Genomic DNA, 16,820 nt, shown 5'->3' on the forward strand with positions numbered 1-16,820 from the left:
TTAAAAAATTAAGGCCGGCAAGCCGGCTTTATTAGTGCCTGCTGTTTAATTAGACTGCTGTGTAAAGCGGAGGTTTAACTCTTAGATAAATTATTTGCTTAGATAATCACTTAGATCATTCAGCGCTTTTTCCCAGCCTTCTTCATGGGGTTTTACGGCCTCACCATTTTCAAAGTTCTCCTGTAATACGGTTAGTTTGCTGCCACTACCTTCTGCTGAAAATTCAATAGTTAGCTGGTGGTCGCTTTCCTTTACATTACCGCTGGCAATATCCCAGTTCCAGGTGTAAACCAATTTCTCATTCGGTTTCACCTCTTTGTACTGGCCGGTAATGGTAACTACATGCTGCCCTTCTTTATTATCAAATTCATATTTAATTTGTCCGCCTTCTTTGTTATCCAGTTCCACATTGGTTAAGTGGTTTTCAGATGGTTTCCACCACTGCTTTAAATCTTCAGGGGTAGTCCACGCTGCGTACAGTCGTTCAACGGGTACCGAAAATTCCTTTTCAGTGCCCACTTTGGTTTCTTGGTTTTCCATAGTATCTGTTTTATTGCTTATATCACACACAGAAGTTAAATAAGTTTCAGGCAAGTTAACATCTGCGCCTTTCGGGTGTTTTTAAGTACTTTTGTAATTTGCTTATTTACACTGCATGGGATACAACAGTTTACAAGCCTGCCTTACCGATCTGGAAAAACACGGTCATCTCATCCGTATCAGGCAGGAAGTGGATCCTTACCTCGAAATGGCCGCTATACATCTGCGGGTATTTGAGCGCCAGGGACCGGCTATCCTTTTTGAAAATGTAAAAGGAAGTAAGTTCCCGGCGGTATCTAACCTGTTTGGTACGCTGCAGCGCTCGGAGTTTATTTTCAGGGATACGCTTGAAAAGATCAAGACGTTGGTAGAACTCAAAAATGATCCGGTAAAGGCTGTTAAACGGCCTTTTAGGTATGCCAATGTAGCATTTACGGCGTTATCGGCACTGCCAATGCGGGTAGGCCGGAATGCCCCCATCAGCTTCGGGCGCACACAGATCAGTGAGTTGCCCCGGATTGTAAACTGGCCGATGGATGGCGGCCCGTTTGTTACCATGCCCCAGGTATACACCGAGGATGCCGACCGTCCCGGCGTGATGAGTGCCAATTTAGGCATGTACCGCATACAACTGGCCGGTAATGAGTATGTGTTGAATAATGAGATCGGTTTGCATTACCAGCTGCACCGCGGCATTGGGGTGCATCAAACCAAAGCCAATGCCTTAGGGCAGCCCCTAAAGGTGAGCATATTTGTAGGCGGCCCGCCCTCGCACCCGGTAGCGGCGGTAATGCCTTTACCCGAGGGCTTATCTGAAATGACCTTTGCCGGCGCGCTGGGTAACCGCCGTTTTAGGTATTTTTATGATAAAGAAGGTTTTTGCATTTCTGCCGATGCCGACTTTGTGATTACCTGTACCGTGATGCCCCACCAGAACAAGCCGGAAGGGCCGTTTGGCGATCATTTGGGCTATTACAGCTTAACACACCCGTTCCCGCTGCTGAAGGTGCATAATGTGTATCACCGTAAAAATGCCATCTGGTCGTTCACCGTAGTGGGCCGCCCGCCGCAGGAAGATACCAGTTTCGGGGCGCTCATTCATGAAATTACCGGTTCGGCACTGCCCAAAGAAATTCCGGGCTTGCATGCGGTGAACGCTGTGGATGCCGCCGGTGTGCACCCGCTGCTGTTCGCTATTGGCAGTGAGCGATATACGCCTTATTTGAAGGAACGCCGTCCGCAGGAGATTCTTACCATCGCTAACCACATATTGGGTAAAAACCAACTGAGTTTGGCTAAATATCTTTTCATTGCAGCTAAAGAAGATAACCCGGCTTTAAACATTCAGGACATAGCCGGTTTCCTGCAACATGTGTTAGAACGGGTAGACCTTACCCGCGACCTGCATTTTTATACTAAAACTACCATTGACACGCTTGATTACAGTGGCAGCGGCCTTAACTCGGGCAGCAAACTGGCTGTTACGGTGGCGGGTGAGGTGAAGCGACAGCTTTGGGCCGAACTTCCGGCAGCTTTCAGTTTACCCCGGCCATTCACTAACTTTAAGCTGGCTATGCACGGTGTGTTGGCTGTTGAGGCGCCGCGTTATACAGATGAGGTTGAAACCGGACAGCAGGTTGAAATATTGAACGCTTACCTGAAACACGCAGACTTAAACGGTCTGCCGCTTATGGTACTGTGTGATGATACCGGATTTACTGCCGAAAAGATCAATAATCTGATTTGGGTTACCTTTACCCGCAGTAACCCCTCGCATGACGTTTGGGGTATCAACAGCTTTACCGAACATAAGCACTGGGGCTGCAAAGGACCGCTTATTATTGATGCCCGTATCAAGCCTCATCATGCACCTGTTTTGGAGCGCAACCCCGCCGTAGAGAAGCGGGTTGATGCTATGGGAGTTAAGGGCGGGGCGTTGTATGGGTTGATATAAATTTATTTTTGGTTGCGGGTTTACTGCCATCCGCTTTGGTAGGGTAATGCTTAGGTATGCCTGTGTATTTTTTGTCTTGACGCAAAAGAACCAAAAAGTCAAGGCAGAAAAAAAGCTTCCGCCCGCTTGTCCCACGCACGGCCCGCTATTTTTGCCGGGCCCATCAGCGTTCGGAAGAACTAAAAATTGCATTAAATTTCACAACTAAAAGCTCTAAAAAGTGTAAACCCTGTGTTTTTTCAATACATTGATAGTCAATTGGTTGAATGATATTTTTTTAAAAAAGTGTAAACTTTGGGTTTACACTTTTTTTATGCTGCCGGGCCAGCGCAACACGTGAAATGGCGATGAAAGGAGTGAAGGATTGAATGAGGGATAATATTAGCTGATTAAGTATTTAAGTATCCTGCCCTTCCCCGGGAGGAGAGGGAGGTTATTCTTGCACTAAAAAGAAACATACCGTAAATATCACCAGCCCGTTCATATCCGCCCAATGTGGCCTTGATTTTTTCGGCAACCACAGCATTAGCCTACGCACAGCCCCTTCAAAGAATAAGGCGCAGCCACGGGCTTTCTTTTTGATTCTATTTCTTTTGCGGAAAAAGAAACATCCACTAACATTTCATAGTAGCACATCCCCGGCCTCATGAAAAACAATACTCGAAAATTTACTTCAACTCATCCAGCACCTTAAACAACTTTTGCCGCATGGCACCGGAAGAACCGCTGTAATTATTGATGATGATAGAGAAGCACAGCGGCCGGCCCTGGTGGGTTTGGTAACCGGCGTAGGCTAATACATCGGCAATGGTGCCGCTTTTCATGTGCATGTCGTTATATACCGGCAAACTGTCGTACAGGTCATGGTACCAGGGCTGGCCTGTGGCTGATTGCAATACACGCGCCATCGCCAGGGTGGTTACCCGGTCGCCGGGGGAGAGGCCGCTGCCATCATAAATGTTCAGGGCGGCTATGTCGATGCCTTTATCGCGCCAGAAGTGCTGCACCACATCTACGCCATTCAGCGTAGTGGGCTTGCGGCCAGCCTTCCAGGCCAGTGTTTTCAGTAACTGCTCGGCGTAAAGGTTTACACTCTTTTTGTTGAGCCAGTACACAATACTGCTCAAAGAGGGCGAAGTCAACGTAGTTAGTGCTTGCGTAGCTTGTGGTACCGGCTGCCGGTCTGCACCAGGTGTGGTGGCAGATTGCGGCTGCCCGGTTACCATGATGCCAATGCGGTTCAGGGTATCAGTTAGCCGGTAAGCGGCATCATAGGCGGCATCGGGCAGGGCTACAGAGATACTTTTCTTACTTTGGTCGGTGGCGTAGCTGCCACGCAGGTAAATGGCCCTGCTGCCCACCGGCAGGTAAGCGTAGGAGCGGTCGCCGGTACCGGCGGATCCTGTAAGCAGTTCACTTCTGAAATTCAGGTAGGGAACCGCCGGAACGGCCCTTACAATCTCAACCGGACCATCGATAGCGCCGGTCCGCAGTTTAAGATCAAAAGAATTTTCACGCCAGCACAAGGCGGAAGTACCGGCCCCATAATAATTGCCCAAATCCTGCCATATCCAGCCGTCGGGGATAGACTGGGAGCCGAACAGGCTGTCGTCACCAATCACCCGCCCGTTAATTTTGCGGATTCCTGCACCGCGCAAGGCAGTTACAATGTTAGTTAATACCTGGTTTTCTTTGGTACTGTCCCAGCGCCAGCTGCCCAGCGTAGGGTCGCCGCCGCCTTTAATGATCACATCGCCATTGAGCACACCCCCAGCGCCCAGGCTGCCGGTATAGCCTACCTTTGTTTGATAAGTGTAATCACTGCCCAGCAGGTTAAAGGCAGTAACCGAAGTAATCACTTTCAGGGTAGAAGCCGTAGCCAGGCCCATGTTGGGGTTGAGTGCAAACACAGTTTCGCCGGTGCGGGCATCCAGCACGGTTAATGATAGCGAAGCATATTTGCAGTTGCTATCCTGCTGCAGCCGGTTAATGGCCGTTTGTAATTGCTGGTTTAAATCTTGCGCCTGTGATAAACAGGTAAAAAATAGTAAGCTAAGAAAGAGGGAGTACCGTATCTTCATCTTTTACGTTCCGTTGCGAAATATAATAAATAGGAATGCCGATGAGCACAATAATCAGGCCGGGCCAGGTAAAATTCGGTTTGTAGATGATGAGCAGCGTACAGAATGCCAGTCCCATCAGAATATAGATGGCGGGCAGCACCGGGTATCCAAACGCCTTATAGGGCCGCTCGGCATCCGGGCGTTTGGCCCGTAAAATGTAGATGCCTAAAATGGTAAGTACATAGAATATCACTACCACAAAAGATATCATGTCCAGCAAATCGCCATACTTGCCGCTAAGGCATAGTATAGAGGCAACCAGGCACTGTATCCATAAACCAAATTCGGGAACCGCGTTTTTATTTAAAGTGCCTGCATGTTTAAAGAACAGCCCGTCTTTGGCCATGGTATAGTACACGCGCGCACCTGCCAATATCAACCCGTTGTTGCAGCCAAAGGTGGAAATCATAATCATTACGGCGATGACCACCGTGCCTATATTGCCAAAAATTACCTGGGAGGCGGCCACCGCCACCCGGTCTTTTTCAGCAGTGGCTATATCGTGCAGCGGCAATACCGCCGTATACATCATGTTGGCTGATACATAAATCAGCGTTACAATCAACGTACCTAAAAATAAGCTTAAACCCACATTGCGCTGTGGGTTCTTCATTTCGCCGGCAATAAAGGTTACGTTATTCCAGGCATCGCTGCTAAATATAGAACCTACCATAGAGGCCGCAATAGCTCCCAAAGCAGCAGCGGTGGTGTAAGCGGCAAAGCTGCCATCGGTGTTCAGTTTTTGAATGTGCCAGGCGTTGCTCCAGTTGCCCTGCCATACCTCAGGCTTCAAGGCGATCAGTCCGAAGATAATCAATCCAAACAGGCTCAAAAGCTTGGTAAGTGTAAAGGTGGTCTGGATAATCTTTCCTCCCTTTACCCCGCGTGTATTGATGTAAGTAAGCAGGATAATGGTAGCAATAGATAATACCTGCGCGGGAGAAATGTGAAAACTGCCTACGGCAAACAGCACCTTATCCTCGCTTACTGCCGGTATAAAATAAGCTGTAAACTTGGAGAAGGCCACACCTACTGCTGCAATGGTACCGGTTTGTATCACCGCAAAAAAACTCCAGCCGTACAAAAAGGCAATGAGCTTATTGTAAGCCTCTTTCAGATACACATATTGCCCGCCTGCTTTAGGAAACATGGCGCTTAACTCGCCGTAGCTTACGGCAGCGGTAAGCGTCATAAAACCGGTGATGAGCCATACCACGATGAGCCAGCCGGCCGAGCCCACGTTGCGGGTGATATCGGCGCTTACAATAAAAATACCGGAGCCAATCATGGAGCCGGCCACCAGCATAGTGCCGTCCAGCAATCCCAGTTCGTGCTTTAGTTTAGGCTGTGCTTCGTTATCTGTCATCAGTAGCAGGTTTTAAGTTCCTAAACTAACCAAAAAAATGAATTAGCCACAGGCGCATATAAATTAAAAGGGCCGAAACTTGTAAACACGGATTAAATTTCCAACATTCGTTTTATACCAATTTATTCTAAACCAATTTCTTATGAGTTTTCTGAACACTTATTTAATCTACCTGATTCCTGTATTCGGGCTGATCGGGATTGCGGTGATGGCCGTAAAATCGGCCTGGGTGAACAAACAACCCGCAGGTGATGCCCGAATGACTGAACTGGCCGGCTACATCTCTGACGGGGCTATGGCTTTTCTGAAAGCCGAATGGAAAGTACTGGGCTATTTTGCGGTGATTGCCGTTGTTCTGCTGGCTTATTCCGGCACTACGGTAGCAGCATCCAGTCCGGTAATTGCTATTTCATTTTTAGTGGGGGCATTTCTCTCCGCTTTTGCCGGTTACTTAGGGATGCGCATTGCCACCAAAGCCAATGTGCGCACCACCGAAGCAGCCAAAACCAGTTTAGCCAAAGCCTTAAAAGTATCGTTTACCGGCGGCACCGTGATGGGCCTGGGCGTTGCCGGTTTAGCGGTACTGGGTTTAGGTTCGTTATTTATTGTATTTTACCAGATGTATGTGGTGAAAACCGGCGGCAATGTGAATGGTGAAGCCATGCAGAAAGCATTGGAAGTGCTCGCCGGATTTTCATTAGGGGCAGAATCCATTGCACTGTTTGCCCGTGTGGGCGGCGGTATCTACACCAAAGCTGCTGATGTAGGTGCCGATTTGGTGGGTAAGGTAGAAGCGGGCATCCCCGAAGACGATGTGCGCAACCCTGCTACCATTGCCGATAATGTGGGCGACAATGTGGGCGACGTGGCCGGCATGGGTGCTGATTTGTTTGGTTCTTATGTAGCTACCATTTTAGCAACTATGGTTTTAGGGCGTGAAATTAAATCGAATGATGCCTTCGGCGGCATTGCACCGGTATTATTACCAATGGTAATAGCTGGATTGGGACTGATATTTTCCATCATCAGCGCCTCTTTCGTAAGCATTAAAAACGAAACCGACAGTGTACAGAAGGCGCTGAACTTTGGCAACTGGGCTTCGATTGTATTAACTGCCATTGCCACGTTTTTTCTGGTCAATTGGATGTTACCCGAAGGCAATCTGTACCTGAGCCGCGATTTAACCGCTGCCGGGCAAGTGAAGGAAGGCGCTTTGGTATTCACTAAAACCGGTGTATTTGTATCCATTATTGTGGGCCTGGTTGTAGGTACGCTAATGTCATTGATTACGGAATACTATACCGCTATGGGCAAGCGCCCGGTAATGAGCATCATCCGGCAATCTTCAACAGGTCATGCTACCAATATTATTGGCGGTTTGGCGGTAGGCATGGAATCTACCGTGTTCCCGATACTGGTATTGGCTGCCGGTATTTATGGCTCTTACCATTTTGCCGGACTGTATGGCGTGGCTATTGCCGCCGCAGGTATGATGGCCACTACGGCCATGCAACTGGCTATTGATGCTTTCGGGCCAATTGCCGACAACGCAGGCGGCATTGCCGAAATGAACCAACTGCCCGAAGAAGTGCGCCACCGTACTGATAACCTGGATGCGGTAGGTAATACCACCGCTGCTACCGGTAAAGGTTTTGCTATTGCTTCTGCGGCACTTACCTCGCTGGCGCTGTTTGCGGCTTTTGTAGGTGTAGCCGGTATTGAACATATTGATATTTACAAGGCCGATGTGCTGGCCGGTCTGTTTGTAGGCGGCATGATTCCGTTTATTTTTTCGGCTTTATGTATATCCGCTGTAGGCCGTGCAGCTATGGCAATGGTGCAGGAAGTAAGGCGGCAGTTCCGCGAGATACCGGGTATTATGGATTATACCGGCAAGCCCGAATATGATAAATGCGTTGCTATCTCTACCCAGGCTTCTATCCGTGAAATGATTGCACCGGGTGCTATTGCATTAATTACACCGATCCTGATTGGTTTCGCCTTTGGCCCCGAAGTATTGGGCGGCTTATTAGCCGGTGTAACCGTATCGGGCGTACTGATGGGCATTTTCCAGAGTAATGCCGGTGGTGCCTGGGATAATGCCAAGAAATCGTTTGAAAAAGGGGTAGAAATCAATGGTGAAATCTTCTATAAAAAATCCGAGCCGCATAAGGCTTCGGTAACCGGTGATACGGTGGGTGATCCTTTCAAGGATACTTCCGGCCCGTCAATGAATATCCTGATTAAGCTGATGTCCATTGTGTCTTTAGTAATCGCCCCGCATTTGCATAAGGAAGTGGATACGAACCCGCGTATCCAAAAGCAAATTGAAAAGCAATCAATGGTTATACACACGGTTGATGTGAAAACTAAAGCGTAGTTTATATTTTTGAACGATATATTAATGATAAGGCTCCTGCACAATGGAACATGTTCCACTGTGCAGGAGCCTTTATGTTTCGGTATAAATGAAGATTGTATTGTAAGAATCGTATTATTTTGGTTAAATAAATAGATTATTAAATAATAAATACCGGCATTTATGAAATTAATTATATTTTAGTAAGCGAATACCCTAAGTGTTTCTTTTACATCAAATGATTGAAAATTTATCAACCACCCAACAGAAAACAGACATACAATCAACTGAACTCATCATACAGCCTGGTGTAGATATGGATGCCCTGATTGGCACGCCACACCTTTTTGCCCGTTACTGCGATACCCGCGAAGGCTTTACCATTATGCCGATAGGTGTGATGACCATGCAGCCCGACGGGCGGGTAACCGGCTACAGTAATCCCAACGAAGGTTACTGGAAACCTTATGCCTATGGCAGTGTTGACGCCGATGAAGCCTTTGTTTTTGTGGGCGCTGATAACAAATTTATTCCCAGTTCTACCTGGCAGCAAACGCTGGGCGGTATGCCCATTGGCTATTATTGCAGCGAACCGGAACTCCCGCAGAAACTTTGCCTCATACCGCACACCCAAACTACCGGCACCGAAGAAATTGTATATGTAATTGCCTCCTGCTTTAGCTTTTATAAAAAGATTGTACCCAAACTGATTAAGGAGCTACTGGCTGAAGGTATTTCGCATGAGCGCATTAAGGTGGTAGTGAACGGTTGCAATGAAGATAATGATGAAACGATTGATGGCGTGTCTTACGCCTTCAGTAAGCACAATGCCTGGGAACTGACCGCCCTGTACGAGGCGCCGCTGCGATGGCAGTTTGATTATGCCATGCTGATACATGATACCAATGAGGTGTATCCCGGCTTCAGGCGCAAGGTGGAGAGCTTTAACCGCCACATGCAGTGGGATCACCTGCCAGCCACGCCTTTTGGCCGCTGCCTGTTAGGTTTATACTCCTTTGATTTTTTGCTCAGCACCAACAAATGGCTGCGCAAAATTGACGGTATAAGCAAGAATGATGCAATTATCACTGAGGTAGCCGGCGAATTGCTGCACCGCGCAAAAAAGGTGCTCATTATGGGCGACCCTGAATCCAACGGTGGGGCGCGGCAAACCGAATGGCGTGAGCGGGGCGACTTCTTTAACTCCGGTACCCAGCGTGTACGCCGTGTGTTCCCCACGCTTAACCTGCACAAATTTACCCATGTAGACTGGTCGGACGGGTTGAGTTTATAACTGCTGATTTACCGGGTGTTCACGTCCATAAGGCGTGAACACTTTCAGGTTTTGGAAAGTAAAGTGCTCTCTTGATATGGTTTTTTGCAGCCGTTAACATTCTTTTGAAAAGGGCCAAAACGGCGTATCAACAGCAAAAAGAACTTCATAAGTGCTGATTATTTATCCATAAACGGCGATAAAAAGCGATAAACGGCAATAAAAAGCAATATTAGCTGCTGCCTGCAATGAATAAGAGGTGTGGTGCAATGATCACACCAACCGCAGGCAGGAAAATATTCAGATAGGCAAAGCCTGGCTTTGCCTATCTGTTTGAAACACTTTTTGAAACACCTTCAGTATTGTCGGTTCTGAATCCTGTGCCATTTTCTAAATGTATACGCACTGCTTTTTTGTTGAGTGGCGAAGCTGTGCCATTAAAGTTAGTTACCTGCAGATGATTGAAGTGGTCGGCCTCAATGCCATGGGTGAAGTAAGGCATTCGCGGGTGTGCCCAGGTCAGGGTGAAATTGTTGATGTAAACGTTATCCGCGTAACGGATGAGTAAGCCGGGAATATCGCGCTGAAAGATCTGATTTTCATCACCCATTACGCCCCTTAGATCTATATTGCCACCGGCCACCTCATTCAACTTGCTGTCGGTAAATTCAAAATTTATATCATTAAAGGAAAGGCCGTCAATCCGGCTCTCCTCGGTGCCATATACCAATAAGCCATTTTCGCCTTTACAGGTGATATGATCAAATTTTACGTTCCTGATGGTTCCTAATTTTACCTTCTCTTTGCCTCGTATTGCAGAGATGTGAATCGGCTCGCCGTTGCCCCACCAGTCGCCGGTATGTAACCGGGTTTCAATATTGATGTTGGAGAAGCTCAGGTTTTCCAATGACCCCTCATCTCTTAAAAATATGCCGATTCCGCGTGTCGAATTAGTAATGTTCACATTGCTCACCTGTACGTTACGTACCGTGTTCTGATCCAAAAATCCGATGCGGATGCCACTGGAGGAAGATTGCAGGTTGCAGTTGGAAACGATGATGTTCTCAGACAGATGCCTTTTACCCGAAAAGCCGGGAAGTTCGAAATGATGATCATAGCCCACAATGGCAAGCGCATCATCTCCGGCGCGAATATCACAATCCGTAATCACCACATTACTGCAGCTGGTTACATCTATGCCATCAGCATTGGGGATCAGCATTCCGCTCCACAGGCGGATGCCGTTTACCAGTACGGCATCGCAATCCGCAAAATGTAAAGTCCAGAACGGCGAATTCAGCAGCGAAACATTACTTACCTGCACGTGGGTACAGCCGGAGAAGATCAGCATTTGATGAGGCCGGTCTTGATGGGGTACCACCGGGCCGTCGCCAATGCCGCTTGCTACCTGGCGGTAGTTGCCCTTTTGCCGGCTAAAACTGGTGGACTTTGCATCTATCTTTTTGGCATGATCAAAATCATGAAAAGCAGCGTTGTTGCCGTCTATGACGCCCTGCCCGGTGATGGAAACATTTTGTGCATCCACCGTATAAAACATGCCGTAATAAGTTAAGCCATAAACCGGCTGGGTAAAGCTGTCATAATCCTTAAGGTTGGCACTGCCTTTAAGCACAGCGCCGCTTTCGAGGTGCAGGTTTACATTGCTTTTCAAATGCAGCGTTCCGGTAATAAACGTTCCTGCAGGCACCACAACGGTGCCGCCATTGTGGGCGGTGCAATCATCTATCGCCTTTTGTATCGCTTTGGTATTAATGGTTCGCGCATCAGCAACGGCGCCATAATCAGCAATGCTATACGGTTTGGTTTGTGCAAAAGTAAAAGCGTTAATCAATAAAAAACACAGCAAATAAAATGGCTTCATAACAGGTTGAAATTAGTGATACTTCCGTTCGTTTGCAACTATAAGGATTGAAAATAGGTGGCAGACCATCAGTTAACGTACTTATCTTTTTCTTGAAAGGTTAGTAGGGAATAATGGAGAGATTAATGTAGTTGTAAACTAAAGGCTTACTGCTTTGGGGTTACAAACTTTGAAGAACAGGTGATCTAAGCTTGCTGCGGTACCATGTCTATTAGTGTTTGGAGATCGAAATTGTGATGGGATGCTAAACTTGTTCCAACATACCACCTGATAAGTACATAGCTTGGTTAACCCATACTTTGGCTGGTGCAGTAACAACATTAACCACAGGCATCAAAGCTTAAACCGGCATCCTTTGTTGTGGTTATCAGCCAATGGTATTTCCGTTACCGGGTGCTTATAAGTTTTGTTGTTTTTAACTATGGCATAAGCTTCCTCTTTCAGACGATCGTGCCGGAATGCATAATCTGCAAATTGCTGCGGATATTGTAATTCGTTCTCAGCATAGTTGGTAAGTACCATTCTTTGGAAACTCATAATCAGTATGTTACTGCCTGTAACTCCCGTGTATATAAAGTCCGATTGATCGAAGTAAAAATAATAGGCGGACACATTTTTAAAGCTTTCATTGAAGTTTATTCTGATGTTACTTCCGCTGATGGTCAACCCGTTTTGTTCAACGCTGCGGAACGCTACGCGCTCTAATGAATGCTGGGGCGTATCTAAAAACAATACCACAAGTGAAGTGTGGTAGCCTGCGTTACGTGCATCATCAACCAGGCTTTTGAAGCTAACATCATTAAAAACCGTTTCAAGTATGATGTCTTTACCGTTAGCCAGAGCCTCTTTAAATATGGCTTTGGTTCTGCCTTTGTATACATCAGTCATAATAACTTCGAAATCAGTCAGTTCGCCTAAACGGGTACGGATGAAGCTCGATTTACCGGCTGCGTTTGGCCCGGTTACAAATACCAGTTCTGGTGTTCTCATTAAGGCTGTAACTGTTTAATGATGGTGTCCTTTACCTCAATGGGTATATCATTTTCATCAGTTATAATCTCAACCTTTACCAGGTACTGCTCACCCGAAGGAAGTTCTTTATGATAGTAATCGCCATCGCCCTCACGCTTGGCATAAAAAGGGTTGCCCAGCTCAAATGCACGCTGCCTGCCTAACTCATGTATGTTGTTGATGTTAGTTAATAAGCGGTCAACAATAGCAGATCTTTCCATAACGCAAATTAGTCAATTTTTCGGTTTGGATGGGTTGTCAGAGATGTTTTCCTTTCAAGGGTAGGGTGATAACATCGACTTGAGGCAGTAAAAATGTAGTTGTAAACTAAAGGCATACCGCTTCGAGGTTACAAACTTCGAAGAACAGGGTTGAAAATTCAACAATACTTTCGACCGCTTTGTTAACTTTCACCTTCCGCCTTAGTTAAAGCCTGAGTTTGAAAAATAAATTTCTCAAACATGTTATAATATTCTGTGGTGTCTATGAAGTCTCTTAAAGGCCGATTCTCTTCAATTAGCTTGCTTAAGGTTTCAATTACACCCGCTTCTTTATCTAAGTTCGGTTTTATTTTATAGAAATTTTCAAGTTCTCCTGTAAAGATGAACAGGTTAAATTTGTATAAATCCTGCAGATAATTCTTAACTTCGTTGATTAACGCCTCACTATTCAATTGCCCAATACTCTTGTACTTCCCGTTATTTATCACACCGGATATTTTAGATTTAAGAGCATTTAGGTTGTCAACTATTGATTTATCAAATTGCAAATTTGTGAAATACTCACTTAAGCCTGTCCGCAAAAAATCAAAGTCAGCAGTTGTTGTATATTCAACTCCCAATTCCGAGAGTATCTCAACGTATTTCCACAATTCATGTTTACCACCACAATTAATGATCGAAATGTTATAATCATTTATCCAGTTGCTGGGTAATGTTACCAGTACACCATTACTATTTCGAAATACGTTTTCTTTGGCAAAGCATCGTGCTGCTTCTTCAATAAAATATTTGTCTGCACCTTCAGTTAAAATAACCGAATCTGCAAAAAATAATTCTGCATTTTGTTTCTTAATCAGAATTTGCTTTCTTTTAGGAGTATTAAAATATATATTTCTCGCCGTTGTGGCTGATTGTTTTTTTTGAACGCATATAATATTTTGCGTTTCGTAAATATTAGATAAAAATTCTGACGTATGAGTTGTAATGATTACTTGGTTCTTCCCACCATCAACGAAGCGCGAAAGTCGATTTGCTATTACTCGCCTTCCGTGGGGATGTAAGTATAACTCTGGTTCTTCAACAGCGAGTAACGAACTGCCTGTATGCGCAATATAAGTAACGTAAAAATCATACAGACTAATAATAACTGCACTTTGTATTCCAGCACCTTTGTCTTTTAACTCACTGTTAAACCCATCGTTTACATATATTAAAGTACTTTTATGAATATCTTGCTTAGAATTTGGGTTAAATTGAAATGAAATTGAAGTATTTGGAAACGCTATGTCAAGTTCTTTTTCTGTAATTGTTTTCTTTAAATCTATAAACAATTCATTAGATACAGTTTGGACAGTTGAAAAAGCATTATTCAAATCTTCATTGTCTGTTTTAACATAGGCCTTTAATAATTTACCGAACCAAGTATAAGCATTGATCCTCAATTGATCTTTCGGGTCTCTGAATGCAGGTATGATAGCACTTTGAATTATAGAGTTTCGAAGGCCACAACCTAATCCAACTATCCAATCTAAATCTGTTCTTTCACGGTAGAGGAAAACAAGTTCCTTTTTTAGCTTTTCATTATTTTTATAGGCAACAAAAGCTAAAGCAAAACTTGACTTGTCAGCAAACTCTTTATCAAAAGTCCAACCGTTACAATAAGGTTTACCTCCAATCCACTTTTTAAAAAACTCTCCACCATCAATGCGAGCTTGTCCTTTATCAGTAGTGAATTTAAAAATTTCAAACTTTTCGTTCTTGTTGAAATTTGTTACTCGTACTCTTATTTCTTGTTTTCGGTCCTTATCCGCGAATATTTTGGAAAAAACAGTTTTATATACACCCGAAAAATCAATGCTTTCTAAACTTTCATCTTGAATCTTCTCTCGCTGTATTTCACACCAAACGAATATTGGTTTGCTTGTAATACTACCAAAAAAGTCGTTATCGGTAATGTTTTCAGATTTATCATATGTGGGTGAATATTCACCCAATATTAAGTCAATAGCTTTTAGAATATTACTCTTACCACTATTATTTCTACCAACTATAACGTTTTTACCTGGCTCAAATTCCAGATCGGTTTTTTGTATAGAACGATAGTTCTCAATATATAATCGTGATAGGTACATCCTCGTTTTGGAATGGGTAATTTATTTCTTAATAAACAGTATTTTAAATATGTAAAAATGATTTATAAAGTTAACTGTTTACAAACTATCTTTTTTGATTATTAATTCAAAAATGAGTTAAGTGACTTTCATTTAAGTTTTGTAAGCAGTATATCGGCAGAAATCCCTAAACTGGTCTAAGTTTAGCGCAGCGTAACTTAGACCTAACATGCAATAAGCTTCCAGCTTATCTGTTCTTCAAAATTCCCAACGCTGAAGTTTACACGTAATTTACAACTACCGTCTAACTCCGCCTGTCCAAAAACTTCACCGCTTTCCGCATCATCTCCGGGAACTGCATCTTTTGAATCTCCTCAATCGTTACATACTTAATATGCGGACTCACACGCAGGCGGGCCTGCAGGTAGGCGCGGATGCGGTGGTCGCACTCCTCTGTGGTTTCGGCGGGTACAATGTGCAGCAGTACTTCATCCAAACCTACCTCGTTGGCGTATACCTCCACCACGTAATCTAAAATCTCGTCGCGCTCGTTCAGCAGGTCGAACAGGGCAGGGGGGTACAGCGTAGTGCCCTTAAACTTAATCATCTGCTTTTTGCGGCCCATAATGGGGCTCAGGCGCATGCTGGTACGGCCGCAGGCGCATGGCTCGGTGAGGTACTGGCAAATGTCGCCGGTTTTGTAGCGCAGCAGGGGCATACCCTCTACACCCAGTGTGGTAATAGTAAGTTCGCCGGGGGTGCCGGGGGCTACGGGCCGGTCGTTATCATCCAGCAGTTCGGCAATCACCAGTTCGGGCTGATGATGGCCACCTTTTCCCTGTCCGCATTCGGTAAAGGCCGTTTGCATCTCGGTAGAGGCGTAGGTGGAGTACAGCTTTATGGTCCAGCTATCGGTAATCTTGCGCCCCAGAATATTCAGGCTGAAATCGGTATTGCGGATATTCTCGCCAATGCAGATGGCTTTTTTTACCGACGATTGGTTGATGTCGATGCCATTGTCTTTAGCGTACTGCATCAGCTTCAAAATAAACGAGGGTACCGCCACAATAGCGGTAGGTTGCAGCCGCTTAATGGTTTCCCATTGCAGGGCGGGCACGCCCGGCCCCAGGCGGATGATGCCGGCCCCCATTCGGCGTAGCCCCATGTAGTAGGCAATGCCTGCCATAAACTGGCGGTCTAAGGTGAGCATCAGCTGGTATACATCGCCTGCCCTGCCATCGGCACAGGTAAAAGACAGGTACTCATTATAAGCCAGCCGGTTCAGGTCGTTATCCGTTAAGGCAATGGTTACCGGGCCGCCCAGCGTGCCCGAGGTGGAGGTGTATTCGGCCACCTTGTCCATCGGCACGCACAAAAAATCCCAGTTGCGGCGCTGCAAATCTTCCTTGGTGGTGGTGGGCAGGCGGGTTAAATCGCTAAGGGTCTTGATCTGATCAACCTGTACCTGGTGCTGTGTAAACAGTTGGTGGTAGTAAGGCGAGTGGGCGGCCAGGTAACTTAACAGTTGCTGCAGCCGCTTTTCCTGCCCTGCCGTGCCGGAATTCAGGATAGAGTTGTCGGTAGGGTATAATTGCATGGTTATTTTTCAATAATTACAGTAGCCGAAGCCATTTCCTTTACGTGCGTGAGCGACAACCAGGTTTGGGTAATACCAATGGTATGCATAAGCTGCCCGGTTTCGCCCAAAAACCTAAGCTGTGGCTTTCCCTGCTCATCATGGTGCACTTCCACCTCGTTAAAGGCAGTGCCGCTCAGCCAGCCGGTACCCAAAGCTTTAAAAAATGCTTCCTTGGCCGCAAAGCGGGCCGCGTAGCTTTCATACGGGCGGGCCTGCCGCTCGCAATAATCAATTTCGGTTTGTGAAAACACTAATTCCCTGAAACCGTTGTCTTTTTTGATCTTGGCAGCAATGCGCTCCACTTCAACAATGTCGGTGCCCAGCCCTGCTATCATGGTAAT

Annotated in this window: 12 protein-coding genes; 3 read left to right on the forward strand and 9 right to left on the reverse strand. The window is 45.8% G+C overall.

Features of this window, described 5'->3' with window-relative positions; all coding sequences use genetic code 11:
* Positions 1-90: 90 nt before the first annotated feature.
* Entirely contained in the window at positions 91-540 is a 450-nt protein-coding gene (locus ACY652_RS13720) for an SRPBCC family protein (RefSeq protein WP_462264949.1), read from the reverse strand.
* Positions 541-655: 115 nt separating this feature from the next.
* On the opposite strand from ACY652_RS13720, the gene ACY652_RS13725 reads away from it, so the two are divergent.
* The gene (locus tag ACY652_RS13725; protein WP_462264950.1) at positions 656-2,494 is read left to right on the forward strand and encodes a UbiD family decarboxylase; all 1,839 of its coding nucleotides are present in this window, start codon (positions 656-658) and stop codon (positions 2,492-2,494) included.
* 668 nt (positions 2,495-3,162) lie between these two features.
* On the opposite strand, the gene dacB is transcribed toward ACY652_RS13725, so the two are convergent.
* Positions 3,163-4,575: a D-alanyl-D-alanine carboxypeptidase/D-alanyl-D-alanine endopeptidase gene (dacB, locus tag ACY652_RS13730; RefSeq protein ID WP_462264951.1), complete on the reverse strand. Its 1,413-nt coding sequence runs from the start codon at positions 4,573-4,575 to the stop codon at positions 3,163-3,165.
* On the reverse strand, positions 4,547-5,983 hold the full coding sequence (locus ACY652_RS13735; RefSeq protein WP_462264952.1) for an APC family permease: 1,437 nt from the start codon (positions 5,981-5,983) through the stop codon (positions 4,547-4,549). Before ACY652_RS13735 ends, dacB begins: the two co-directional genes overlap by 29 nt.
* A 142-nt stretch (positions 5,984-6,125) precedes the next feature.
* Here ACY652_RS13735 and ACY652_RS13740 point away from each other — a divergent pair, with 142 nt between their 5' ends.
* Both ACY652_RS13740 and ACY652_RS13745 read left to right on the forward strand, forming a co-directional pair.
* Positions 6,126-8,363 (forward strand): sodium-translocating pyrophosphatase, encoded by a 2,238-nt coding sequence (locus ACY652_RS13740; protein ID WP_462264953.1) that lies wholly within the window; start codon positions 6,126-6,128, stop codon positions 8,361-8,363.
* 217 nt (positions 8,364-8,580) lie between these two features.
* A complete protein-coding gene (locus tag ACY652_RS13745; RefSeq protein ID WP_462264954.1) occupies positions 8,581-9,636 on the forward strand; it encodes a hypothetical protein in 1,056 nt (351 codons plus the stop codon).
* 304 nt (positions 9,637-9,940) lie between these two features.
* Here ACY652_RS13745 and ACY652_RS13750 read toward each other — a convergent pair whose 3' ends face one another.
* The 6 genes from ACY652_RS13750 to acpS all read right to left on the reverse strand — a co-directional run bounded on the left by ACY652_RS13750 (position 9,941) and on the right by acpS (position 16,814).
* Positions 9,941-11,497: a glycoside hydrolase family 28 protein gene (locus ACY652_RS13750; protein ID WP_462264955.1), complete on the reverse strand. Its 1,557-nt coding sequence runs from the start codon at positions 11,495-11,497 to the stop codon at positions 9,941-9,943.
* Between the two features lie 333 nt (positions 11,498-11,830).
* The gene (locus tag ACY652_RS13755; RefSeq protein WP_462264956.1) at positions 11,831-12,487 is read right to left on the reverse strand and encodes a zeta toxin family protein; all 657 of its coding nucleotides are present in this window, start codon (positions 12,485-12,487) and stop codon (positions 11,831-11,833) included.
* The gene (locus tag ACY652_RS13760) at positions 12,487-12,729 is read right to left on the reverse strand and encodes a hypothetical protein (RefSeq protein WP_462264957.1); all 243 of its coding nucleotides are present in this window, start codon (positions 12,727-12,729) and stop codon (positions 12,487-12,489) included. Before ACY652_RS13760 ends, ACY652_RS13755 begins: the two co-directional genes overlap by 1 nt.
* A 182-nt stretch (positions 12,730-12,911) precedes the next feature.
* A complete protein-coding gene (locus ACY652_RS13765) occupies positions 12,912-14,861 on the reverse strand; it encodes an AAA family ATPase (protein WP_462264958.1) in 1,950 nt (649 codons plus the stop codon).
* A 283-nt stretch (positions 14,862-15,144) separates the two neighbouring features.
* On the reverse strand, positions 15,145-16,437 hold the full coding sequence (flxY, locus tag ACY652_RS13770) for a flexirubin biosynthesis putative acyl-CoA ligase FlxY (RefSeq protein WP_462264959.1): 1,293 nt from the start codon (positions 16,435-16,437) through the stop codon (positions 15,145-15,147).
* Positions 16,438-16,439: 2 nt separating this feature from the next.
* On the reverse strand, positions 16,440-16,814 hold the full coding sequence (acpS, locus tag ACY652_RS13775; protein WP_462264960.1) for a holo-ACP synthase: 375 nt from the start codon (positions 16,812-16,814) through the stop codon (positions 16,440-16,442).
* Positions 16,815-16,820 lie beyond the last annotated feature (6 nt).

Origin of the sequence: Mucilaginibacter sp., from assembly GCF_965200995.1 — a bacterium.
Taxonomy (GTDB): domain Bacteria; phylum Bacteroidota; class Bacteroidia; order Sphingobacteriales; family Sphingobacteriaceae; genus Mucilaginibacter.

Bases quoted from the DNA above. Each gene is read 5' to 3' on its own strand.
- acpS (WP_462264960.1), bottom strand. From the start codon at position 16,814: ATGATAGCAGGGCTGGGCACCGACATTGTTGAAGTGGAGCGCATTGCT.
- ACY652_RS13740 (WP_462264953.1), top strand. From the start codon at position 6,126: ATGAGTTTTCTGAACACTTATTTAATCTACCTGATTCCTGTATTCGGG.
- ACY652_RS13725 (WP_462264950.1), top strand. From the start codon at position 656: ATGGGATACAACAGTTTACAAGCCTGCCTTACCGATCTGGAAAAACAC.
- ACY652_RS13720 (WP_462264949.1), bottom strand. From the start codon at position 540: ATGGAAAACCAAGAAACCAAAGTGGGCACTGAAAAGGAATTTTCGGTA.
- ACY652_RS13765 (WP_462264958.1), bottom strand. From the start codon at position 14,861: ATGTACCTATCACGATTATATATTGAGAACTATCGTTCTATACAAAAA.
- ACY652_RS13760 (WP_462264957.1), bottom strand. From the start codon at position 12,729: ATGGAAAGATCTGCTATTGTTGACCGCTTATTAACTAACATCAACAAC.
- ACY652_RS13750 (WP_462264955.1), bottom strand. From the start codon at position 11,497: ATGAAGCCATTTTATTTGCTGTGTTTTTTATTGATTAACGCTTTTACT.
- ACY652_RS13745 (WP_462264954.1), top strand. From the start codon at position 8,581: ATGATTGAAAATTTATCAACCACCCAACAGAAAACAGACATACAATCA.
- ACY652_RS13735 (WP_462264952.1), bottom strand. From the start codon at position 5,983: ATGACAGATAACGAAGCACAGCCTAAACTAAAGCACGAACTGGGATTG.
- ACY652_RS13755 (WP_462264956.1), bottom strand. From the start codon at position 12,487: ATGAGAACACCAGAACTGGTATTTGTAACCGGGCCAAACGCAGCCGGT.
- dacB (WP_462264951.1), bottom strand. From the start codon at position 4,575: ATGAAGATACGGTACTCCCTCTTTCTTAGCTTACTATTTTTTACCTGT.
- flxY (WP_462264959.1), bottom strand. From the start codon at position 16,437: ATGCAATTATACCCTACCGACAACTCTATCCTGAATTCCGGCACGGCA.